This is a genomic window from Exiguobacterium sp. s46 (assembly GCF_018618875.1).
Taxonomy (GTDB): Bacteria; Bacillota; Bacilli; order Exiguobacteriales; family Exiguobacteriaceae; genus Exiguobacterium_A; species Exiguobacterium_A abrahamii.
Genome location: NZ_JACSMY010000001.1, coordinates 477,144 through 500,861, shown reverse-complemented (window position 1 = coordinate 500,861; position 23,718 = coordinate 477,144). Strand labels below are relative to the sequence as shown.

Below are 23,718 nucleotides of genomic sequence, written 5' to 3'. Positions count from 1 at the left end.
AACGTTTTCAAGTTTCTTCAATCCGTTTTCACAATCGATTAAATGCCAGAAGTCACATATCGTCGTGAGATTTAACACAAATCAAACAAACGATCCTCCCTAACATTCGTACGACAAGGTGACGACTTTTTAGGTTCATTTATCAGCCTTCTCTGCCTCATTGTGAACTCCATCTGTAATGATAATCATTATCAATGACGAATGACATGGATTTTCTTTTCATTCTTCATGGACAAACAAAACAGTTACTATCGCTGATATATGTATGCAATTGACGTAACATATGCATCCTCCCAAGTGGTCCCCACGGATCCCAATCTACACTGTCTGGGTGAAATATACGCCCCGTCCTAACGGCACGAAGCGTTTTCCACTCCTTCGTTCCTCGAATTCGTTCCACATCTGCAGGTTGACTCCACAGTATGAACAGACCATCCGGATCTAACTGCTGTAATGTTTCTAGGCTGATCGTCATGTAGACGGTATGCGGAAGTCCTTCCACTGCTCGTAGACCGATTTCATTGAACAGAAAATCCAACATCGTATGCCCTGTTCGTCCGTACAGTCTGATTTCTGAGTCTCTGATCCAGATGACTGCCCATGTCACATTCCGATTGAATTCGAATTGTTGCTTCACAACTGATTCAAACGTCTCGACTTCGTTGATGATATCAGTCGCTTGCTCAAGCATATCGGTTGCCGTAGCAACAGCATACAAGTAATCCTTCCAGCAAGTTTGTTTCGAAATATCGATGATCGGACAAGAGGTCAACATAGGTGGTAGTTCACCTCGTATCGGTGTCCGTAAAACGAGATCAAGATTTGATGTCTCAAACCATTCCGGTAAAATCGTTGCTGACGCGTCGTATAGTCGCGTACCTTCGATTTCACTTAAATAGTCTGGCACCCCGTTCGAACGATATTGTGTCGGAAAAGACGGTGCGATGACCGGTTGAATGCCAAGTGCCAATAAGTGATCTTGTAACAACGCTTGACTCCAGATTCCGACCCGTGGAATCAACCGTTTTCGGTACTGACTTGGTGATAGTCCCTCACGTTTTTTAAAGAGACGGCTGAAATAAAATTCATCATTGATTGATACACGTTCTGCGATCTCGGCAATCGTCCAATCTGGATGTGCAATCATCCACTCCTTCGCCCGTTGCATCCGCAATTGATGAAGCAGTTCCTTTGGTGATTGATCGTAGTACTTTTTGAATTGGCGGGAAAACGTCGGCAGTGACATGTTCAACTCACTTGCCAAGTCACTGACTGTTCTTGATCTCCCGAGTTCTTCTAACCACTGGGACGTCACTTCCTCAAACGTCTGCTCATGACGACGTTCACTTAATTGCTCCAGCAGTTGATACAGATAGCGATGCTGTCTAAGAGAACCGGTCATTGTTTCTGGACACCCTTGCATTCGTTCTAAACACTCCACTAGTTCATTCGTTGGTTGTCGGAAGATTGGAAATGCCGTCAGGTCAACCTCTAACTGATACAAGAGACAATGTCCCTCCTGAACGATGAAACGTTCACCTGATTTCTTGACGAAACAGGCTTCTCCCGCCTCTAGACGTTTTCTTTCCGTGTAGGTAATACCAGCCCCTTGTATGACGACGATCAAACTCGGACGTAACGCCAATTGTCCTCCTGTTTGTAACGCATGTTTTCTCACGCGAAATGTATGTAGTGCTTCTGTCATTTTCAACTCACTCCTAAAAAACATTTGCTATCAGATGCTTTTTCCGTATATCAGCTTTGAATGTTTTCAACTGGATGAACATCACCTATCACCCCTTCTAATTGATAATGAATATCATTTTCGTTAACACTATAGCATCATGCTACCGCTTTTTGTCAACAACTGTTGTTAGACTATGTTTCATCGTTACAACAAAAAATCCCTTCACCCAGTGTAATCTGAGTGAAAGGATTTAATTTAAGCCACACGCGACGACGAGTGTGTCTGTGCTGTTTTCTTACCAACGACTGCTCCGATCACTCCGCCAATAATGGCTGGAACGACCCATCCGAGACTGACGGAAGCAAACGGTAATACCACGTCGAACACGTTTGTGACAGCTGAAACGTTGATCTTCGCTGTCTTTAATCCATCAAATAAGCTGACAACGAATGTCATCCACAGCGCCCCTTGATAAACGGCAGGTTTGCCTTTAAAGAGTGGATGCAAGAATGTCAGGAAGATGAGACAGATCGCCAGTGGATAAAGCGTCATCAAGACTGGTTTTGAGACAGCAAGTAATTGATTCAGACCGATGTTCGCGACGAGTGCGCTGAAGACCGATAGACCAATCGTCCATTTGACGTACGAGATTTTTGGCACGAGTGCCGAGAAGAACGCGGCACAGGCCGTAATCAACCCAACACTTGTCGTCATACAGGCGACTGTGATCATCAGACCGAGTAAGATCGCACCGTATTCACCAAAGTAATGATCCGACACAGCCGACAAGATCTCTGCTCCGTTCGCTAGTTGTCCGATTTCCGAGACACTCGAAGCACCCATGAAGGCAAGCGCCGAGTATGTGATTGCAAGCAAGGCTGCTGCGATCAATGACGCTTTCGTACAAATCAAGAGTAACTGTCGCTTCGATGTGACACCTTTTTCCTTGATCGCTGCGATGATGATGATTCCGAAGACGAAAGCACCAAGTGCATCGAGCGTCATATATCCTTCCTGGAAACCGTTAAAGAAAGCATTCGACTGATATGTCTTCAAAGGATTCTGAAAACTTCCGATCGGATGGAGGACAGCGACGACGATCAACAGACCGATGAACGTGATCTTAATCGGTGTCAGTACTTTCCCGACGACATCGACGATTTTCGTCGGATTCAATGATAAGAGACACGCAACCGTGTAGAACAAGACCGTGAAGATGAGCAACGGCCAGTGGCTCGTCGATTCACTGAAGAAAGGCTTGATTCCGATCTCATACGAGACCGTTCCGGCACGAGGAATCGCGAAGAAGGGACCGATCGCAAGATACAAAATGACCGAGAACCCGATTCCGAACGCAGGATGAACGCGTGACGCCATCGCTTGTAAATCGCGTTCCCCTGAAAACGCGAATGCAAGAATCGCAAGCAATGGTAGACCGACACCGGTGACGAGGAATCCGGCATTGGCGACCCAGACATGCTCCCCTGCGAGCTGTCCGAGCATCGGCGGAAAGATGAGATTTCCTGCCCCGAAAAATAAGGCGAAGAGCATCATGCCGATGACGATGATAAATGATGTTGGAACAGTTTTAGACATAATAAACCCCCACTGATGATGATCGACTTCATCTCGCTCCCTAAGCAGATGAAGTACTTCGTTCGAAAGGATAACATACGTTTAAGAGCTCGTGCTAGGAGTTTATCTGGAGAATATTCTGAAAATTGCGCAGAAAGTTTGGTGGAGCTACGGTCCATAGAATTTGTTACGTTTGTGCATCGAAGCATGAAACCGAATTCATAAGTTCATATGACGTAGTAGAACTTCACTTCTTGTCCCAAAAAAGATATTATAATCTAAAATCTTTACAATAATGATTTTTATCAATCGACTTAATTAGTATGTAAAATATCAAGTCTTCTTTGTCAGCAACACTTATATTGAATAGAGAAAGGAGGAGATAAATATTGCTTGAACAATTAAATCAATTGATGCACTATATCGATGAACATTTGACAGAAGAACTATCACCTGAAGATGTGACTCGATTGACAGGGCTATCCGATTATCATTTTCGAAGAATGTTTTCTTATATGTCTGGGATCACATTAACAGATTATATTAAACAACGACGTTTATCAGAAGCGAATCGCGACTTGATTCAAGGCACTTCTGTAACTACGGTCGCCTTCCAGTATGGTTTTCGTTCTGTAGAAGGGTTTTCAAGAGCTTTTCGTAACTGGTCAGGCTATTTACCATCATTTGCCATAAAAAATAAAATTCAAAAAACCTTTCCTCCTTTCACATTTTATTTAGAGATTAAAGGAGGAACTTCAATGGAATTTAAAATCGAGGAAAAAAGTTCATTTTTTATAACAGGTGTTTCTAAACGTGTACCAATACAATTTGAAGGAGTTAATGAATCCATTCTAGAGCTTGCCCAATCCATCACAACGGATCAACGAGAAAAAATGAAAGCAATGGCTGATTTTTATCCTCACCATATATTGAATGTATCTTATGATCATGAGGAACATTTTCAGGAAGAAACCGGTTCACTAACCCATATGTTAGGATATGCTACATCACAAAAATTGAGGGATTCTGATATCGGACTCGAACAACTGTATGTTGATGCTTCGACATGGGTCATTTTCCCGAATCGTGGACCTTTCCCGGCGACTTTACAAGAAACAATGGCTCGTTCATACTCCGAATGGTTACCTTCCTCTGGTTATGAATTGGTTGACTTGCCTGCCATATCCTTTACGATTCATGGTAATGACCCAGAGCAGGTATACAGTGAAGTATGGGTGGCAGTTTCAAAAAAAAATAGCGAAAATTAAGTCTAACACTATATCTAACACTATAATTGTTGGTAAACGAAAAAGCTGTCTTCTCAGTAAACGAAGACAGCTCAAATCTTATATACTCTCTTAAGTCATGAAAAACAAAAGGAGTGTTTTCATTTCTCTGAATTGATCCTATTTTAATTATCCTCTTACAGATTTTACAATTGTCGCAACCCCTTGACCGCCACCGACGCATAACGTCGCAAGACCATGCATCTCACCCGTCCGCTCGAGTTCATGGATCAGCGTAACGAGAATCCGCGCACCACTCGCACCAATCGGATGACCGAGCGCGATTGCGCCACCGTTGCGGTTGAGCTTCTCGTGCGGGAACTGTAGCTCCGCATCGACCGCGAGAGATTGTGCCGCGAATGCTTCGTTCGCTTCGATGACATCGATCTCCTCAAGCGTCAGTCCCGCTTTATCGAGTGCCTTTTGGACCGCTTGGACGGGACCGATTCCCATGATGCTCGGATCGACACCGGACGTTCCATTTGAGACGATCTCAACGAGTGGTGTCACACCGAGTTCTTTTGCCTTTGTCGCGGACATGATGACAAGTGCGGCAGCCCCGTCATTGATGCCAGATGCATTGCCTGCCGTAACCGTTCCGTCCTTTTTGAATGCCGGGCGCAAACGACTGAGTGTTTCGACAGATGTTCCGGCACGTGGAAACTCATCTTGATCAAAACGGATCGGGTCGCCTTTTCGTTGTGGAATTAACACTGGCGTGATTTCCGAGACGAACCGTTCTTCCGCTAATGCCGTCTGCGCTTTTTGCTGACTCGTCGCAGCGAACTGATCCTGGGCTTCGCGGGAGAGTTCATAGGCGTCGGCTAAATTCTCTGCCGTGATTCCCATGTGATAGTCATTAAACGCACACTCAAGTCCATCCTGGATGATCGTATCGACGAGCGGTTGGTCACCCATCTTCAGTCCAGACCGTGCGCCCGATAAGACATACGGCGCTTGGCTCATGTTCTCCATCCCACCGGCAACGATGACATCGGCTTCGCCCGACTTGATCGCCTGATACGCGAGATGGACGGCTGAGAGACCGGATCCGCAGACCTTGTTAACGGTCATCGCTGGACATGTCTCCGGTAATCCGGCAGCGAGTGCCGCCTGCCGTGCTGGATTTTGACCAAGTCCTGCTGAGAGGACGTTACCGAAAAAGACTTCGTCGACGTGATCTCCTGCGACACCAGCTTTTTCAAGTGCTGCGCGGATGACTGTCGCTCCAAGTTCCGTTGCTTTGACGTCTTTCAAACTCCCATTGAAATTCCCGATCGCCGTGCGCGTCGCACTGACGATGACGACTGCTTCACTCATCTGCTCCATCTCCTTATTGAATCGTATATCCTCCATCGAGTACGTTCGCTTGTCCCGTGATGCCTTTTGCTTTGCGGCTCGCGAGGAACAATGCATAATCCGCGATTTCCTCGACGGCGAGCAACCGTTTTTGTGGAACGAGCGGATAGATGACTTCCTCGAGTACCTTCTCAAGCTCGACGTGACGCGTCTTCGCCAAGTCTTCCATCTGATTCCGGACAAGTGGTGTATCGACGTACCCCGGGCAAATCGCGTTGACGGTGATTCCGTGTTCTGCTCCTTCAAGGGCTGCGACTTTCGTCAGACCGAGCAATCCATGCTTCGCCGAGTTATACGCCGCTTTCCCAGCAAAACCGATTAAACCATTGATCGATGCCATGTTAAGAATCCGTCCGTAGCCTTGTTCCTTCATGATTGGAAAGGCATGTTTGATAGCGATGAACGGCGCCGTCAACATGATCTTGATCATCAATTCGAACTTCTCTGTTGGAAACTCTTCAATTGGTGAGACGTGTTGAAGACCCGCGTTATTGATCAAGACGTCGAGTCGACCAAACTGTTCGACCGTCTGCTTCAAGACGGCTTCGACCTGTGCTTCATCAGTGACGTTGAGCGTCATGCCAACCGCTTCATGACCGTCTGCGCGAATCGCTGCCGCAGCCTCTTCTGCTGCTTCTGCGCGAACGTCCGTTACGACGACCTTTGCTCCTGCCGCAGCAAACGCCTTTGAGATTTCAAGACCAATTCCGCTTCCTGCACCTGTGACGAGTACGATATCTCCTTGAACCATCTGCTTCACTCCCCTACCGTCACGCGCTCGAGTTCCGGACTGACCGTGAATCGTGCTTCCGTGACTTGTTTGACGTCTTCGACCGTATGACCATTCAGCGTCTCGATCAAGACCATTCCGTCCGGTGTGAAATCAAAGACGGCCCGGTCCGTAATCAAACGGTTGACGACGGCGCGTCCTGTCAACGGCAAGGTACACGCCTGTTTGACTTTCGATTCGCCGTGTTTGTTGACATGCTCCATGATGATGACGACGCGTTTTGCTCCGTTGACGAGGTCCATCGCTCCGCCCATGCCTTTGACCATCTTTCCCGGAATCATCCAGTTCGCGAGGTCACCGTTTTGATCGACTTCCATCCCACCGAGGATCGCGAGGTCGATGTGCCCACCGCGAATCATCGCGAACGATTCGGCACTGTCGAAGTAAGATGCTCCAGATTGTGCCGTGACCGTTTCTTTACCGGCGTTGATTTCGTCGGCATCGACTTCATGATCAAGCGGATACGGTCCGATGCCAAGCAGTCCGTTTTCGGATTGCAGCATGACATGCATATCGTCCGGAATCGCATTGGCGATCAATGTCGGAATCCCAATCCCGAGGTTAACGTACATCCCGTCTTCAACTTCCTGAAGTGCGCGTTCAATGATGATCTCTCGTGTCGTTTTCATATCCGTCTCCTCCTCAAGCTTCCCGGACAGTCCGGCGTTCGATGCGTTTTTCATAATCCGTTCCGACGACGATGCGCTGAACGTAGACAGCAGGTGTATGAATCTCATTCGGGTCGAGTTCACCGACTTCGACCAGTTCTTCGACTTCAACGATCGTTACTTTTCCGGCTGTCGCGACAATCGGGTTAAAGTTGCGTGACGTCTTCCGGAAGACGAGGTTCCCGAGTCGATCTGCTTTCCATGCCTTGACGATCGCAAAATCGCCGACGATTCCTTCTTCGAGCAGATACGTCTTCCCGTCGAACTCCTTTTGTTCCTTCCCTTCAGCAATCGGTGTGCCGACGCCTGTTGGTGTATAGAAACCGGGAATGCCAGCTCCACCGGCACGGATACGTTCCGCAAGCGTACCTTGTGGGACGAGATCGACTTCGATCTCGCCACTGAGGTATTGTTGCTCGAACGTCTTGTTTTCCCCGACATACGACGAAACCATCTTCTTGATTTGTCGTGTCTGCAAGAGGAGACCGAGACCGAAGTCATCGACACCACAGTTATTACTGACGACCGTCAAATCCTTGACGCCCTTCTCTTGCAACGCGGTAATTGATTTTTCCGGGATTCCGCAGAGTCCGAAGCCCCCTACGACTAGCGTCGCCCCGTCAAAGATGTCTGCTGTCGCTTCCGCGAATGATCCGTATACTTTCCCCTGCTTCATCTGATGATGCCCCCTTTAAAAATCCTTAGTATAAACCAGTCAAGCTATACAATCCGATCATCAAGAAGACCGTCACTGTCTTGAGGATCGTAATCATGAAGATGTCCTTATACGACTGACGATGCGTCAGCCCCGTGACGGCAAGTAACGTGATGACGGCACCGTTATGCGGTAATGTATCCATCCCGCCGGACGCCATCGAGATGACGCGGTGCATGACTTCCGGTGGCACGCCACCTGATGTGATCGCTTGCGTATATTTATCCGACATCGCACTTAACGCGATTCCCATTCCGCCCGATGCGGAACCGGTGACACCGGCAAGCGTCGTCGTCGTGACGGCTCCGTTGACGAGCGGATTCGTGAACGTCTCTGAAATCCCGCTTGAGACGGACTTGAATCCTGGTAACGCTGCGATGACGCCTCCGAAACCATACTCAGCACCTGTATTCATGACCGCTAGAAGCGCGCCACCGATACTGACGTTCAAACCAGCTTGGAAGTTCGTCTTGATCTTCGGGAAGTCATACAGCATCGCTGCGAGAATTCCGATCAATAACGCCATTTGGACGGACCAGATTGCAAGAACGGCCGGCGTCTCGATTTTTCCAAATGCCTCTAGACCAATTGCTGAAAAATCGAATCCTTCTGGATACCATTTCGGAATCGAGAGTGTGAAGACTTTGTTCATGACGGCAACGAGGACGAGTGGAACGAAGGCAAGGACTTGCCGATAGACCGGTTGACGATCCGTCTCAAGTGTCATTTCCGGTTCGTTCTTCAACTCCATCTGCGGTGCGGCACTTGCCGCCGTTGCTTCAAATCCAGCGTAGCCTTCCCCTGCTTGATGGGCTTTTTTCTTACGTGACTCGAGATACCACATGCCGACGACTAGGATGAACAATCCACCGACTGTTCCCATGATTGGTGCAGCGTAGATATCCGTTTTGAAGAACGTCGTTGGGATGACGTTTTGAATCTGAGGTGTTCCTGGTAACGCATCCATCGTGAACGTGAATGCACCAAGGGCGATCGTTCCCGGGATGAGGCGTTTCGGGATGTTCGCTTCGCGGAACAAGTTCGCTGCGAACGGATAAACAGCGAAGACGACGACGAACAGGCTGACACCGCTATATGTAAGAATGGCGCCGAGTAAGACGATGGCAAGAATAGCGCGTTTCGCACCGATCATGCGGATGATCGTCTTCGCGATCGACTCCGCGATACCAGACATCTCAACGACTTTTCCGAAAATCGCTCCGAGGAGGAAGACCGGGAAGTACGCCTTGATGAAGCCGACCATCTTTTCCATGAAGATATTCGAGAAGAAGGGTAACACCCAATCCGGGTTCGTCAGTAGGACGGCGAACAAGGCACAGATTGGCGCAAATAGGATGACCGAAAAACCACGATAGGCAACGAACATCAATAAGGATAAGGCAAGAAGAATGATGACAAGTTCCATAAGTAGATCTCCTTCGATTTTAGTAAGCGCTTTCATATCGCTTCTTCATCATTTAACAACGCAGTGTCGAGGAGGTCAATTAAATTCCGTCAAACTATAAGTACAGCTTATAGAAATCATAAGTTCACATTATAGACACAATTGCATCAGATAGATTATTTTTTCAAGGAACAGGAGTTAGTCCTTTTATGGCGTATGTCTTTTAAGTAACGTACTTTTTATTTGAAAGGATGGACAATTCATGAAAAGCATCCTTTTTGACGTCTTGCATAACGTGACGCTATTAATGGCTGGTTTCTATCTGCTAGGAAAATTATCACCGCTCCCGATCACCCGTGACTCCCCACGTCCGACGCGCGTGTTGTATGGTCTTGCCCTAAGTGTCATCTCTTTATTACTCATGCAGATGACGATTGAAGCAGCACCTGGCGTCATGGTTGATTTGCGTCATATTCCGGTCGTCGTCGCTGCCTACTTTGGTGGCGCCATCCCGACAACGATCGTGACGATCGCGATCATCATCTATCGTTTCAGTTTAGGAACGAATCTAGCAGCCTTCACCGCATTCGGTTTCATCGTCGCCGTTGCCTTAGGAACAAGCTTAATCGTTCGCGAGATGCCACCCTATGCAAAACGAACATTCACACTCGTGACAATCTATGCGACGGCTTTACACGCTCTTGTCTTATGGATTGTCTTACCGAAACAGATTCTTCTAATTGAAGTGATGGCAGTCGTCATTCCTGCTTCTTTCGTCAGTAGTTGGCTCGCCCTAGTGATCATCCGTGATATTCGGTTGACCAAACAATCATTACGGATGCTTCGGCAAAAAGCGCAACTCGACTTTTTGACAGGATTAAATAATTCACGCGCCTTCAACGAATACTATACGGATGTCAAACAGCGATTGATCCTAAACAAACAGTCGGTCGTGTTGTTGACGATCGATATTGATCATTTTAAACAGGTCAACGATACGTATGGACATGAGGCTGGCGACGAGGTGCTACGGCAGTTCGCCAATCGACTGCGTGATGGAGTGTCAGAAAGCGGGTATTTATCCCGTAACGGCGGCGAGGAATTTTCGGTCCTGTTTGAGGGTGTTCTGCTTGCTGAAGTCCTGCCTTTAGCAGAACAATTACGTGAACGGATCGCTTCTAGTACGTTCCGACTAGCGACGACAGAGCTATCGCTCACGGCATCGTTTGGTTTAGCCGCGTACGATGAGACGACACTGCAAATCGACGATCTTCTACTGGATGCGGATGCTGCCCTCTATCAGGCAAAGCAACAAGGACGGAATCAAGTCGTCCTGTTTTCTCCTAATGCAGAATCTGCCGTCAGCTTTCAAGAATAACGATGGACGCCACCTCTGAAATCCGCTACCTTTAAAGAAGAGGTAGGTGATTGGCATGAAGTTAGCAAAAGGTCCCTATATCCTGATCGGCCTCATTTTAGGTCTCTTGTTCGGATTCATTGGTGACAACTTCTATTTGTATGTATCAGCAGGTATTCTCGTCGGAGCACTGCTTGAATTGTATGTTGCATACGAACAACGCAAAAAAAATAAAAAATCATGATGGAGGTACCAGCATGACATTCAGTGATCTATTCCTTTCAACGCTCTCGTATATCGGTGTCGCGACCGTACTCCTTGCAATCGGTGTCGTCCTGTTCGAGGTGACGACGAAATCAAAGGAGCTCGAACTAATCCGTAACGGAAAGAAAGCAGCCGTCTACGCCTTCGGTGGACGAATTCTTGGTCTTGCCATCGTCCTCTATTCGAGTATCTCGAACTCCGTCAGCATTCTCGATATGGTGTTATGGGGTGCACTCGCGATCGTCTTACAAATCGTCTTGTTCTATCTTGCAGATTTATTGATTCCACGTTTGAGCATGACGAAAGAGATTGATGCGAATAACGAAGCAGTCGGCTTGCTGCTCCTTTTCTTATCGATTTCGATCGGTTTGATCATTGCAGGATCGCTTACATATTAAAACACATGAAAACAGCCCTGGATCATTAGGATCTAGGGCTGTTTAGATTGAGGATAACTCCTATTTTGTATTTTAAAGGAGGAGTTTTTGTATACGCTAAAAACTAAAAAAACAGTATTCCAAGTCTTCGTGCATTATGAGAACAACGGAAATTTAAGTAATCAAGTCTTTTCATTATGAATCCAATATACTTTATCCCAAAATTAAAAAATATGAAAATTAGGATGTTTATCAAGATCGACTTATTTTTATCATAATCATTTTTAAAGGGATTTTGAATCATTAATACGTAAGAAATGGTTTACCATGAATAATACAAACTTTCTATCTTTTTTCTTAAAAAAACATACTTATCTTTTTTTACAAAAACAGGATATTATTTTCTGTTCTTTCATTTAAAATAATACATGTGAATTTACTATTTATTTATATTTAATTTAAGGAGAAGATGCATTTGAAAAAAATTATACTTTTGCTTTTGACCTTTTGTTCCCTTGCTATACATGTAGATGCTACATCACCTTACTATACAGTTCCAAAGCAACAAAGTATAACCTCTGGAATTTACCAAAATGGTAAATTAGTTTATGCAGCGAAAAATGAATCTCCTACTTATCCGTATACCATCACTAATGTTGTATCCGCTGGTAATAATCTTTTCTATACAGAAAGTGAAAAAAATCATTTTATCGACTCTGTTTGTATGTTAGCTTTTGAAAAATATGAACTTCGATTCCGCTCTAAAAACGGAGTCATTTCCACTGTAAAAGGGGCAAATATCAATGGACGAAGAGGACACATTGGAAGCGATGGAAAATACGTCTACTTTGTCTCGAATAAAAGCAACAGTAAAGGGGATTTGGTCCGTGTTTCTTCAACCGGAAAAGAACGAAAAATTCTCGTAACTGATGTTCAGGACTTTTGGATGTCCGATAAAGAAATCTTTTATGTCAAAAACAGATCTTTCTATAAAATGAACGTTAAAAGTTATCGCTCTACTATCTTGGAAATTGGTAAAGGAAAACTTCTCACGCCTTCAAACTGTGATAAATTAAACTATATCCATTATGATGAAGGAATCGCCTTTTTAAGCGCAGTCACTACTTATCGTCATCGATTTGATCTTTACGACTATGTAACAGGACAAACCAAAGCAATGGTTTACAAAACAAACGATCATGTGTTCAAAAATAAAAATATCACTACCATCACGATAGAGGCTATTGATTTCTTAAACGGTAACTATATAGTCTCAGAGAATAATTCATTGTTTTTACGAGATGTTAATGGAAAGACCTTAAAAAAGATAGTAACTCTGTCTAATAATCTCTATGATCCTTATCTTTTTTTCGAAGAGACTTACTTAAAATCAATTAATTTACAACTAGGTAAGCTCACTTATTTACAGGGTAAAAAGTTATATACTAAATCTTTTTAAATATTTCTACTGTATAAGGCTCCTGTACTTTTAAGATATATCTGAAGGCTTTTACTAAATCGATTTTAGTTCAAAGACAAATCACTATTCCATTCTTTTTAAGTTAAGAGGAGATAAAATTTAACTTTAAGTCAATAAACATATAAATAAAGTGTCTTGTTACGAGCTTGAAACGTTTCGAAGATGATTGTTGTTTTTGACTTTACATATGAAAAGCAACCTATCATTTTCATGGAAGTATACTTATAAAATTTCAACAGCGACTCTATATAAAAAGACCATTCAACTTTCTGAATGGTCTTTTTATATAGATAATGATTTAATCAAATAGTTACGTTGATTCTTGTTCTACAGTCGTAAATGTGTTATCCCATTCCAGTAATTTATTGAACTCAGACATCTTAAAATCCTTTGGAAGATTCGTTACATCAATCCATACCCATGAACGAAATGCTGTAGCCTTCTCGTCATCTGCTCCCATCACAATCACCTTTCCAGCCTTCATCGATCCGCCTTTCATTTTCGTCACTAATTTTGCCAAGTCTTTTTTCACTGTGTGTCGCGCTTCCTTATGTACGTTCACCATGATCTGCACATGCCGCATCGATTCTTCGCTCAATTCGGTATATCGCAATACATTATTTAGCTTTACGTCATCTATGAATAATTCCGGTGGAGAGTTCACCTCGACCCTAATAAAATTGTTTCCGTACACCTCTGTTGCTTCGTTCGTGACTGCTTTACGAATATCACGTGACCAAATTTCTTCCCGATATGTATCGTACAATTCATAATCATTATGATACGTTGCATAGAACGAGACATCGTCCTTCTTATCCGGTTCGTTCGTATGAAAAATTGCCCCATATTCGCTTCTAGTCGCATCGTAACGAGTGTACTCTAGGTCAAATTTCGTTTTATACTCTCGCTCTAAATCTACTTCCAATCGTTTTCCGATTTCTTTTTCTTTGATCGGATTGCCATTCATGATTAAAACGAATGAACCAACGATAACAACGAAACAAGCGATGATCACAATCCAGCCAAACTTCAACCACATACGCCTCACTTTTCTTGACCAACTATACATACATTTGCCTCCTGCTGAACATTTTTAATTTTCTATGGATTGCGTTTATTTTTTACTACGCTCACAACTAAACGGCTAAAGTCCGTTCAAATCCGGACTTTAGCCGTTTTAATTACTCATAGTTGACTGCCACTATTTCTCAAGCTCTTCTAGCTCTGTCCGCGAACGCGGAAAACCATTCGCTTGCCACTCCGACCGATAGATCGAATCCAGTTTCGTCAATCCGACCTCATCCGGGTCTTTCGTAGCATCTGGACTCGGATCCTGATCGAGATGCGCTAAATAATCACGTAACGCATCGGTCTGTGTGCCCTGTTCCCGCTTCCTGAACAACAGTAGACTCGCACCGGCAATGACACCTGCTCCGAATAAATACCGTTTTTTCAAGCCCATATGGTTTCCTTCTTTCTTCCCTTAAACCAATCCACCGCCGTCACGCAGTCGTGGATGCGCGATGCGTTTGACCTTGCCCTCTTCGACCGTCAGGACATGATCTGGCTGTCGCTCGAAGTAACCCGTATCGAGTACACCCGACCAGCTCTTCACTTCTTTTGCAAATACTCGGACGTCCGAGATGGCTGATACATCAACGTCAAGAATCACGTGACATCCATCTGTAACGAAGGGACGATCGTCTTTCACGCGTAGCGTTGCTGAGACATGCTTATCACGTAACCGTTGTCGCACATACGGTAAGGCAAACGGATCCAGTTCGACAGGTAACGGTCCGCTTAAATGATGGACGAACTTCGAGGAATCGGTCAGATAGAGCAATTCCCGACTCATCAGTGCGACGATTTTCTCGCGAAATAGTGCACCGCCACCACCTTTGATCGTTTGAAATCGTCCGTCAATCTGATCGATCCCATCGATCGTCAAATCGATTTCCATTCCCTCTTCCAAGTCGATCAACGGAATGTATAACTGTTCCGCGAGTCGGACCGTCGCAAGTGACGTTGCCACGCCTTGAATCTGTAGTCCCGCCTGCACAAGTGGACCAAGCGCCTCGATGAACCGTTCCGTCGTCGAACCCGTCCCAAGACCCACTATCATCCCATCTTTCACGTAAGTTAGTGCTGCCTCAGCGACTAATTGTTTCTCCTGTTCATACATCCGCATCCCTCCCTACATTTCTGTTCCCGTTTCGATTCGTCTTCAATCGACGGAGAGAGAGGATTCCGTTAACGTCAGGTACTGCTCAATTGCCTGGACGAGCGGTTGTTGAGCTTCCATCCAAAACGCGACAGATGTCGGATCAGCGTCGAGATGACGTGTAACGATCTCATCGATTGTCGCTTGACCGGAATCATGCATGACGGCTTCAAAGACTGTCGAAAAATGTCTCGGATTCGCTTGAACCGTCTGATACAGGCTATTGCTGAGTAGATAACCGATCGTGTAGGGAATGTTGTAGAACGCAAGATTCGGATTGAACAAGTGACTGATGTACATCCATTTATAGCGCGCCGGTTCAGGCAATACCGGACCATAGGCTAACCGTTCTTCCTCTTGCAGGAGTTCACTTAACCGTTCGGCACTGACCGTCCCTTGCTGACGTTCCGCATAAAAACGTTGCTCGAACCGGAACATGCCGGGAACGATGCTGGCATATTTCAGCCCTTCCCGGATCTTGACCTCTAGGAGAGCGAGCACTTCCTCCCGCTCCGTCGTCTCTTTGATGGCAGCATCGAGGACGAGATTCTCCATGAACGTCGAAGCCGTCTCCGCGATGCTCGTTCCTTTGACTTGATTTAAATACGGTTCGTCTTGCAGTAAATAATTATGATAAGCATGACCGAATTCATGAGCGAGCGTCGCGACGTCCGGATAACTATCACGGTACGTCATGAAAATTCGACTCTCTTTTGCAATCGGGAATGCGGCACAGAATCCACCTTCCGCTTTTCCAGGACGATTCTCTGCATCGACCCATCCCTCACTAAACACGTTTTCCGCGAAGGCGCCGAGCTGCGGATTCAATCGTTTGAATTGTGTCGTGACGATTGTCTCTGCCATCTCAAACGGAACGTGACGCGCGGAGCGATAGGTGTTCGTCTCAAAATCATGCCATTCTCCCGTCACCCGCTCCGCCTGGGCAATCTTCCGAGCGTAATAGGCGTGAAAGAGGTCGCGGTGTTGATCGAGTGCTTCCATCATCGCTTTTAGGCTCGCTTCCGAGATCCGGTTCTGCTCAAGCAACTCGGTCAACGGTTGCTCCCAGTTCCGCATCTTGTAGGATTGCAATCTGAAGCCAGCAATCCGGTTCAGAATCGTCGCAAACAGGTCAGCTTCCTGTGCACACGCGGTGTCAACCGCTGTCGCTGCCGCTAAACGAGCCGAACGGTCAGGTGCGAACATCGCTTCGTGTAGTCCTTGACCGATCGTGACCTGCTTATTATCCAAGTCGACGCGCAATGCCATGAAACGCTGTTTGTAGAGCTGCCCCCAGCCTTGGAACCCATCCACACCGAGATCCTGCAATAATTGTTCCTGAACCAGTGGTGCACGACGGGACTGGATGTCACGGCGTTCGTTCAAGAAAAAGGCGTATGGTGAACCCGTGACGAGCTCCTCCCACTCTTCTTGTGACAGTGCGGCGATCTTCGTATCGAGTGCTGCTGCCTCACTGCGCACCATCGCTTGCACGATTTCGATCTCTTCGAGCAATGGATGGACTTCTGAGCGCGTGACATCTTCAGCGTACAGACAATAAATGAAGTCGCTCCATTCCTCGACGTCGCGCGCGACTTGCTGATAACGCTCGACCTGTTCTGCCACATTAGCCGGATGTTTCGTCAACGCGGCTTGTATCGTAGTAATTCCTGCTTTGACGTCATCTATCGTGTAGAGTTTTTCTAACTGCCATCGTGTGTGTTTCATACTTTTCCCCCTATGCGTGATCTATTCGTTCTTTCATTCGTGAGGACACTCGACTTCTCCTGTATTTTCCATCAGACACAAAAAAACTCCTTCAGCCATTGACTGAAGGAGGACATCCTCATAAGACGAAGAAGTAGACACATAGGAAGTGCGCTAGGCTACCAAGTAATACGAAGATATGGAAGATTTCATGGAATCCAAGATGTTTGAACGATAAGATACGTGGCTTCAGCCCATAGATGATGCCACCGATCGTATAGAAGATACCACCAAGGAACAACAATCCGATGCCGAGCGGTGATAAGACTTGCGCGAGTGGCGTGATCGCAAATACCATGATCCAGCCCATTCCGATGTAGAGCGTCGTTGATAACCAACGTGGACTGTTGAACCAAACCAATTTAAAGGTGATTCCAGAGACTGCAATCAACATGACGATGCTGAACAAGACCCAACCGGTCGGACCGTTCAGACTGACGAGACAAAACGGTGCGTAAGACCCGGCAATCAACAGATAAATCATCGAATGATCCAACCGACGCCAGATTGCGATCGCCCGGTCGCTCGCAAGCACCATATGATACGTTGCCGAAACAGCATAAAGCGCCATCATACTGACACCAAAAATAATCGCTGCAACGATCGCAAGTGATGCCCCCCGTTCTAACGATGCCTTAATGACAAGTGCCAGTAACCCGACAAAAGCAAAGACAGCCCCTCCAAGATGCGTTAATCCATTAATCGGTTCTCTCATATAAGCTTTCACTTTCGTTCCTCCCCTGATATGTAGTTTCGAATACTACATGGCGTTATATACGTATTCTATCATATGATGGAGAAGTAGAAAGTCCTATTTTAGCGATTTTGGAGGTTTTTTTATGACACATTCTGATGACACGAGACACGATCGTCAATTACGGCTCGAAGATATTCCGAATATCGATCTCTATATGGATCAAGTCATCCAACTGTTCGAGCGGACATTCGAGGAAACGACGCGAAGTACAGATGAGACGATTTTGACGAAGACGATGATCAACAATTATGCCAAAAAGAAATTATTCTTTCCGGTCACGAATAAAAAATATACGAAGGAGCACTTGATTCTGATCAGCTTGATTTATCAATTGAAAAGTTCGTTTTCGATCAATGATATCAAGACGATTCTCGAGCCCTTGAACGAAGGGATCGAACAGGATCAACTCGATCTTGAAGGGTTTTATCGCAATTACCTCGAACTGACGGAACGAAATACAGCCCGCTTCGTAACGGAACAAGACGCTCTAACCGCCTCGACGACCGACCCACTGGAACAGATCTTAGCGATGGCTCATATGAGTAACTTGTACCGGCGCGCAGCAGAACAATTGATTGACACCCAACTGAAAAAATAAGATAACGCTTTCCCTGCGTGATACACTAGAAGAAAAGGCAGAGGAGGAACAGTCATGGAGATCGCGACGACTTTCTTGCGACAGCTGGATCACATCGGACCAGAATTCAGAACCTATCAGGATGGTATTCTCATCGAACTAGCATTCGACCGGACGATCGGAACGGAGCAGGTTTCCGCAAGTGTGTTGCTTGAGACAGCAGATGACTTAAAAATACGCTTGCATACACAAACCACCCAGGCATTATTACTTGCTTCGAAGATTCATGCCTTTGACGCCCACACACCGAGTCGGATTGCTGAGATGATGTCGATTCATGGCTATTTCAAATCGCATCGCTTGTCGCATCCCTTGAATGCCTACTCTACTGCCCTGTTCATCAGTCGTCTTACTCCACAGGACAAGGTACTTGAACGAACGGTACAATTATACACACGCCTCAAAAAACAACATCGGTTCATCGTGTCACCGCTATTGATCTCTTTCGTCTATTTTCACGCTACGACACGCGGTGAGTTAGACGAACTCGCCTCGCGTATCGAAACGGTCTATCAACTACTCAAACGGCGATTCGGTCGCGCTCAACAGACGTATGTCGTCGCCTTGATATTCGCTTTATTGCCTGAAGACGATTGGGATCGCTATATCGCACAAGTGGAGGCATCCCGTAAGATACATCGTAAACACCATGTTCCGCTGTCATTCCACGGCATGCTTGCGTTACTCGGTGACCCAAACGTTCACGCTTCGTCACTCGAACAAATGGCAGAGGCGTTACGCTCTGATTTACATTTTAAATACCGGAAGGACTTAGTCTATTTGACGGCAATCCGATTATACTTGAGTCAACAAACGATCCTGCAACAGCTCTTCCCATCTTCGATTCTCCCACCGGACGGCGCCGACGCGATTCCGTTCTTACTCTTCCCTGTTGATTTGACCGACACGTCCCATGCGACAGACGGCGGGATCGACGGAGGATTTGATGGTGGTGGTGACGGCGGTGGGGGTGGAGAGTAACATTCGAAAACACTACACTAAAAAGGGTAATCGACGCGTGGCATTACTGCCGAACGTCGATTACCCTTATTTTTAGTCATTCTTTATCTTGTTGGTTGTCATCATCAGAAGGCTGGACATCGCCATCTTCATCTGAAGCATGGGACAAATCGGGAGCCTCTTCACTTGAAGCTTCTTCACTTGATGTGTCTGCTTCTTGATCTGGATGCTTCGATTCTTTTTCATCCTTCGATTTTTCCGGAACCTCCGCATGGTCCTGCGGATCACGCCCCGCAATCTCATCCTTCGTCATTCGGTTACCTGAAGTAATCGGATCCGTTTCTTTATCGTGTTGATCAGCCATTTGGCATCCCCCTTAAAATGTACTTGTTCTACCTTTTAAGGTATTCCCGACTGAAGAACGGTTAAACCTCAGCACGCCCTCGTATGATGTCCTCGACGAGTAGTTGATCGATGGGTTGAGGATGATGGACCTCGTATCCTTGCACATACAACAACTCATCTAACGTTTGAATGTGCTGCAGCTGTGACGGTGTTTCGACTTCCTGAATCACGAGCGCGATGTTCAACGTCGACGTCAAGGAATGGACAGAGCGAATCATCGAACGTTCCAGCTGATTTTGAACGAGTCGACGCGTAAAGATTGGATCGAGTTTGACCGCTTGAACAGGCAGGCGTAACAACGAATTGAGCGACGCATAATGACTACCGAAATGATCGACGGTCAGACGATAGCCTGCTTGGCGTAACTGTTCCAAGCGTTTGATCGCAAAACGACGACGTGTTTGCAGTACTTCCTCACGAATTTCTAGAATGAGACGTTCATTCGGGAAGTAAGACTCTTCTGTTAGTCGAATTAACTCGGAAAAGAGTTGATCCGACTCGAACTGATTTGCCGATAGATTGACAGCGACGGAAATCTTACGACCAAACGTTTCTTCTAGCCGTATTTGGTCCAAGATGGCCTGACAGATCGTAAATCGACCGATGTCCGGAAAAATCTCCATCTTCTCAGCAATCGGAATGAAATCCGTCGGACTGACAAAGCCAAGCACTGGATGGTTCCAGCGTAAAAGTGCTTCTACCGCGACATAATGTTCTTGTTTCGCATCGACGATCCATTGGTAATAAAGTTCGAACTGTCCCCGTTCCAGTGCATGCGACAGCTCTGATTCAAGGACCGATGCAAACGGGTGCTGTTCCGCATGCCGGTTTGGATTGACGAACGAGGTCCGTCGTTTTCCCTCGTGTTTGACTTGTTGCATCAAAGCTTCCGCTGCATAAATCTGCGTCTGACGACTCGCCATGTCACCCGTCAAGAGACTGACACCAGACGATGCCGTCACGTGAATCGGTTCGTCCGCGACACCAACGATTGGTTGCTCGATCGCTTCCGTGACGATGCGGGCATAGTCTATTGCATGCTGTTCGAATTCTTGCTCTTGCTCAAGTTCTGCCAATACGACGAACTCATTACCATCCATCCGTCCGACGACATGATTCGGTAACGGTACATATTTTAGACGACTTGCAATTTCACGCAACACTTCATTCCCTATCCGGTAACCGTGCGTAGCATTGATCGCATGAAAACGGTCGAGGTTCAAGACCATCAAGAAAGCTGGATGAATCGTCACACTCGAAATTAAACGATTCATATAGCGTTCGTTATAGACATCTGTCAAAGCGTCTTTGATGACATACGTTTCAACGTTGATTGATTTACTAATGATGTCAGCGTAATGTTCCACAAGTGCAATATCCTGCTCCTTGAAGTCGAATGGTTGATCGTCGAAGGCGCACAACGTCCCGATCTTCTCATTCTCAGCATTCTTGATTGCCACTCCCATGAAACTTCCGTTCCCAAGAGCTTTCGTGACCGGATGATTGACCGTCAACGGGTCATTGAGCAATTCATTGATCGAGACCTTCCCGTCCGTCTCATCGACGACCAACTTACAGAGGACATGTTGGAAGACATGGGTCGAGCCTTCTTCAATCAATTGTCGTTCTTGATTGATCGCCTTGACGACGAAATTGCTATAGGAGTCGTTCAATGCAAAAAATAACGTATTGACGCCGATTCGTTCACTCAGTTTTTCAAGAATCTCTTCGACGAGCGGATGCAATGCTTCATAACGAATGTGTGAATTATTCACCGTGTCTTCCTCCTTTCTCAGTCGATTGTCGGTCATGCGTCGAGCGGGAGTTGAATGATGAAGGTACTGCCCTCTCCTTCCGTTGATTGGACGGAAATAGCTCCACCATGATCAAGCACGATCATCCGACAAATCGCGAGTCCTAAGCCGGTTCCACCGATTTTACGTGTATCCGAGTTATCTGCTCGGTAAAACTTATCAAAGATATAAGGTAGGGCTTTCTCTGGTATACCGAGCCCTTCGTCCGAAATCTCAATCCGTAATTGATCCGACTGGTTTGACCCTTTGATCCGGATTGCGCCACCTTCAGGTGAATATTTAATCGCGTTCATGATCAAGTTCGTGAACAGCTGTTTCATCTTTTCACTGCTTGCTGAAATCGTATAGGTGCCTGGATCGAACTGGACACTGATGCGATGCGCGCGACTCGCGAGATCAAACATCGGTTTCATCTCGAACATCAATTGTTTCACATCAAGCGGTTCTTTTTGCGTCCCATGCGTCGAATCTTCTCCTTTTTGAATTTCCAAGATGTCATTGATCAATTCCGCCAAACGAACGGTTTCTGAATGAATCGTCTGCAAATATCGCTTTTGGCGCTTCGGATCCACTTCTCGTTTCATCAATAATTCCGTGAAGCCCATGATGGAAGAGAGCGGTGTCCGCAACTCGTGCGACACGATCGAGACGAATTCTGCCTGCTTAAGATCAAGTTCCTTATCTTTCGTCACGTCCCGTAAGACGAGCATCATGCCCCACTCGACGTTTGCGATCGCAATCCGCTCGGCGTAAGCACTGAGTAGCAAGTTCCCCCGAAACGCTGATAGTTCGATCGTTTCTCCCGGAATATCTCCATTCATCAGTTGACCGATGTAGTCATGGAGTGCGTCTGGCTGATCGACATGTTCAAACAGCGACGTCGCCCGTTCGTAGGCGTGGCGGAATCCTTGCGCTTGATTGACGAGCTTCGGTGGAAACATGTTCAACAAAGCTTGGTTCGCATAGATCTGTTCCCCACTACTCTCGATGTATAGGACAGCTTCCCGAATCGAGTCGAGGAGCTGATACGTCTTGATCTTTTCATGCTCCATCTGATGGAATAATAGATGGCGTTCAAGCGTCATTCCGAGTTTTCGTGATAGATCAAGTAAGTCCCCGACTTGCTCTAGATTGAACTGAGGAAAAGCATGACGAATATAAAGTAACCCGACGACTTGTCCATTACTTGGAGATTGGACGGGAATCGCCGATTCGAACTGATCGCCAATCGGTAATTGAACCGATTTACGCATGACGAACGCCCGACGTAAGACCGAATATTGATCAAGATCTTTTTCAATCAGCTCCATCTCGTCGATGCCTTGCGCGACGAAATGATTCAACTGTTCACGACGGTACAAGAGGATGGCACCTTCTTTTACATCGAGCAGTTGCAACAAGATCGTCAGGACGGTCTCACAGGCCGCTTCGACATTTTGCGTCGCTAAAGCTTCCATGATCTCATTGCGTTGCTTCAATTTCAGTTCGACTTCCCGTAAATTCTGTTGTAATCGATTGATTTCACGTTGATCGAGTGATGTGAGTCGTGCCTCAGCTGATGCCGGAACCGTTCCTTGGCGCAATCGGTAAGGACGGTCCTTCGAGTGGTCGCGTAAGATTCGTTTCAACGTGTATCCTCCTTTCTGAATGCATTCCTGTTACAAATTATAGCATGGTCCCTATTTGATCGACAGTTCGAGTACTGTCTTCTTTATATGCTGGTTTGCACTAATGCACGAAATGCCTCTTCAAATGCCCGATCCGCATCGCGCGTCCGTTTTTTCGGTCCTTTCGTCCGTCCACCCGCTCGTCGGATTTGTTGTCCGACATGGCGTGTATGAAGCAATAGATCGATATTCTCGTTCGTAAACTGACGACCATTTTGGTCGATCGCGAGTCCTCCTCGCGCTAAGACGAGTGCTGCTAGACCGTAGTCTTGGGTCACGACGAGATCACCACGTTTCATCCGATTGACGATCGCGTAATCGACGGCATCTGGTCCTTGTCCGACCGTGATCGTCGTCGCCCCCTCCCGCATCATCTGGTGTGCTGTATCACAAACTAAAAAGACGTCACGTCCCTGTCGGTGTCGAATGACGAGATCGACAACGGGACATCCGTCCGCATCTACGAAAATAGACATCTGTATCCTCCATTGTTGGTTCCACTATCAGTGTCACAAACCAAAAGATTT

At 46.3% G+C, this 23,718-nt stretch carries 23 protein-coding genes; 7 read left to right on the top strand and 16 right to left on the bottom strand.

What is annotated here, in order from left to right; genetic code table 11:
- Positions 1 to 226 precede the first annotated feature (226 nt).
- Both KNQ08_RS02540 and brnQ read right to left on the bottom strand, forming a co-directional pair.
- Positions 227 to 1,705: an AraC family transcriptional regulator gene (locus tag KNQ08_RS02540; protein WP_214804512.1), complete on the bottom strand. Its 1,479-nt coding sequence runs from the start codon at positions 1,703 to 1,705 to the stop codon at positions 227 to 229.
- Between the two features lie 237 nt (positions 1,706 to 1,942).
- On the bottom strand, positions 1,943 to 3,283 hold the full coding sequence (gene brnQ / locus KNQ08_RS02535; protein ID WP_058705093.1) for a branched-chain amino acid transport system II carrier protein: 1,341 nt from the start codon (positions 3,281 to 3,283) through the stop codon (positions 1,943 to 1,945).
- 368 nt (positions 3,284 to 3,651) lie between these two features.
- On the opposite strand from brnQ, the gene KNQ08_RS02530 reads away from it, so the two are divergent.
- Entirely contained in the window at positions 3,652 to 4,530 is an 879-nt protein-coding gene (locus tag KNQ08_RS02530) for an AraC family transcriptional regulator (protein WP_149427073.1), read from the top strand.
- Positions 4,531 to 4,677: 147 nt separating this feature from the next.
- Here the strand turns inward: KNQ08_RS02530 and KNQ08_RS02525 are convergent, their stop codons facing one another.
- The 5 genes from KNQ08_RS02525 to KNQ08_RS02505 are packed head-to-tail and all read right to left on the bottom strand — an operon-like array spanning position 4,678 to position 9,506.
- On the bottom strand, positions 4,678 to 5,868 hold the full coding sequence (locus KNQ08_RS02525; RefSeq protein ID WP_149427072.1) for an acetyl-CoA C-acetyltransferase: 1,191 nt from the start codon (positions 5,866 to 5,868) through the stop codon (positions 4,678 to 4,680).
- Between the two features lie 13 nt (positions 5,869 to 5,881).
- Positions 5,882 to 6,658: a 3-hydroxybutyrate dehydrogenase gene (locus KNQ08_RS02520; RefSeq protein WP_149427071.1), complete on the bottom strand. Its 777-nt coding sequence runs from the start codon at positions 6,656 to 6,658 to the stop codon at positions 5,882 to 5,884.
- Between the two features lie 5 nt (positions 6,659 to 6,663).
- On the bottom strand, positions 6,664 to 7,326 hold the full coding sequence (locus tag KNQ08_RS02515; RefSeq protein ID WP_035398057.1) for a 3-oxoacid CoA-transferase subunit B: 663 nt from the start codon (positions 7,324 to 7,326) through the stop codon (positions 6,664 to 6,666).
- A gap of 13 nt (positions 7,327 to 7,339) precedes the next feature.
- Positions 7,340 to 8,041: a CoA transferase subunit A gene (locus KNQ08_RS02510; RefSeq protein WP_149427070.1), complete on the bottom strand. Its 702-nt coding sequence runs from the start codon at positions 8,039 to 8,041 to the stop codon at positions 7,340 to 7,342.
- A gap of 25 nt (positions 8,042 to 8,066) precedes the next feature.
- Positions 8,067 to 9,506 (bottom strand): GntP family permease, encoded by a 1,440-nt coding sequence (locus KNQ08_RS02505; protein ID WP_035398062.1) that lies wholly within the window; start codon positions 9,504 to 9,506, stop codon positions 8,067 to 8,069.
- Positions 9,507 to 9,747: 241 nt separating this feature from the next.
- Between KNQ08_RS02505 and KNQ08_RS02500 the strand changes: the two genes are divergently transcribed.
- From KNQ08_RS02500 to KNQ08_RS02485, 4 genes are all read left to right on the top strand, one after another.
- Positions 9,748 to 10,863 (top strand): GGDEF domain-containing protein, encoded by a 1,116-nt coding sequence (locus tag KNQ08_RS02500; protein WP_149427069.1) that lies wholly within the window; start codon positions 9,748 to 9,750, stop codon positions 10,861 to 10,863.
- A 55-nt stretch (positions 10,864 to 10,918) separates the two neighbouring features.
- Positions 10,919 to 11,086, top strand: coding sequence for a hypothetical protein (locus KNQ08_RS02495; protein WP_023467823.1), 168 nt, complete (start codon positions 10,919 to 10,921; stop codon positions 11,084 to 11,086).
- A gap of 13 nt (positions 11,087 to 11,099) precedes the next feature.
- Entirely contained in the window at positions 11,100 to 11,504 is a 405-nt protein-coding gene (locus KNQ08_RS02490) for a DUF350 domain-containing protein (RefSeq protein WP_023467822.1), read from the top strand.
- Between the two features lie 454 nt (positions 11,505 to 11,958).
- Positions 11,959 to 12,942: a hypothetical protein gene (locus KNQ08_RS02485; protein ID WP_149427068.1), complete on the top strand. Its 984-nt coding sequence runs from the start codon at positions 11,959 to 11,961 to the stop codon at positions 12,940 to 12,942.
- A 331-nt stretch (positions 12,943 to 13,273) separates the two neighbouring features.
- Here the strand turns inward: KNQ08_RS02485 and KNQ08_RS02480 are convergent, their stop codons facing one another.
- The 5 genes from KNQ08_RS02480 to trhA form a co-directional block, all read right to left on the bottom strand.
- Positions 13,274 to 14,032: a hypothetical protein gene (locus tag KNQ08_RS02480; RefSeq protein ID WP_214769267.1), complete on the bottom strand. Its 759-nt coding sequence runs from the start codon at positions 14,030 to 14,032 to the stop codon at positions 13,274 to 13,276.
- A gap of 132 nt (positions 14,033 to 14,164) precedes the next feature.
- Positions 14,165 to 14,425 (bottom strand): hypothetical protein, encoded by a 261-nt coding sequence (locus KNQ08_RS02475; protein WP_214769264.1) that lies wholly within the window; start codon positions 14,423 to 14,425, stop codon positions 14,165 to 14,167.
- Positions 14,426 to 14,446: 21 nt separating this feature from the next.
- Positions 14,447 to 15,145 carry a ribose-5-phosphate isomerase RpiA gene (gene rpiA, locus KNQ08_RS02470; protein ID WP_214769260.1) on the bottom strand — a complete coding sequence of 233 codons (699 nt, stop codon included), beginning with the start codon at positions 15,143 to 15,145 and terminating at the stop codon, positions 14,447 to 14,449.
- A 42-nt stretch (positions 15,146 to 15,187) separates the two neighbouring features.
- Positions 15,188 to 16,912 (bottom strand): M3 family oligoendopeptidase, encoded by a 1,725-nt coding sequence (locus tag KNQ08_RS02465; RefSeq protein ID WP_214804510.1) that lies wholly within the window; start codon positions 16,910 to 16,912, stop codon positions 15,188 to 15,190.
- Positions 16,913 to 17,030: 118 nt separating this feature from the next.
- Entirely contained in the window at positions 17,031 to 17,678 is a 648-nt protein-coding gene (gene trhA, locus KNQ08_RS02460; RefSeq protein WP_023467814.1) for a PAQR family membrane homeostasis protein TrhA, read from the bottom strand.
- A 112-nt stretch (positions 17,679 to 17,790) separates the two neighbouring features.
- Between trhA and KNQ08_RS02455 the strand changes: the two genes are divergently transcribed.
- Positions 17,791 to 18,306: a DUF1836 domain-containing protein gene (locus KNQ08_RS02455; protein ID WP_214804508.1), complete on the top strand. Its 516-nt coding sequence runs from the start codon at positions 17,791 to 17,793 to the stop codon at positions 18,304 to 18,306.
- A gap of 54 nt (positions 18,307 to 18,360) precedes the next feature.
- Positions 18,361 to 19,326: a DUF4003 family protein gene (locus KNQ08_RS02450; protein WP_214804506.1), complete on the top strand. Its 966-nt coding sequence runs from the start codon at positions 18,361 to 18,363 to the stop codon at positions 19,324 to 19,326.
- A gap of 76 nt (positions 19,327 to 19,402) precedes the next feature.
- On the opposite strand, the gene KNQ08_RS02445 is transcribed toward KNQ08_RS02450, so the two are convergent.
- The 4 genes from KNQ08_RS02445 to KNQ08_RS02430 form a co-directional block, all read right to left on the bottom strand.
- Positions 19,403 to 19,669 carry a hypothetical protein gene (locus tag KNQ08_RS02445; RefSeq protein WP_214804504.1) on the bottom strand — a complete coding sequence of 89 codons (267 nt, stop codon included), beginning with the start codon at positions 19,667 to 19,669 and terminating at the stop codon, positions 19,403 to 19,405.
- Positions 19,670 to 19,730: 61 nt separating this feature from the next.
- Positions 19,731 to 21,485 (bottom strand): EAL domain-containing protein, encoded by a 1,755-nt coding sequence (locus tag KNQ08_RS02440; protein WP_353049214.1) that lies wholly within the window; start codon positions 21,483 to 21,485, stop codon positions 19,731 to 19,733.
- 32 nt (positions 21,486 to 21,517) lie between these two features.
- The gene (locus KNQ08_RS02435; RefSeq protein WP_241492571.1) at positions 21,518 to 23,152 is read right to left on the bottom strand and encodes an ATP-binding protein; all 1,635 of its coding nucleotides are present in this window, start codon (positions 23,150 to 23,152) and stop codon (positions 21,518 to 21,520) included.
- An 83-nt stretch (positions 23,153 to 23,235) separates the two neighbouring features.
- Positions 23,236 to 23,667 carry a YaiI/YqxD family protein gene (locus KNQ08_RS02430; RefSeq protein WP_058265220.1) on the bottom strand — a complete coding sequence of 144 codons (432 nt, stop codon included), beginning with the start codon at positions 23,665 to 23,667 and terminating at the stop codon, positions 23,236 to 23,238.
- Positions 23,668 to 23,718 lie beyond the last annotated feature (51 nt).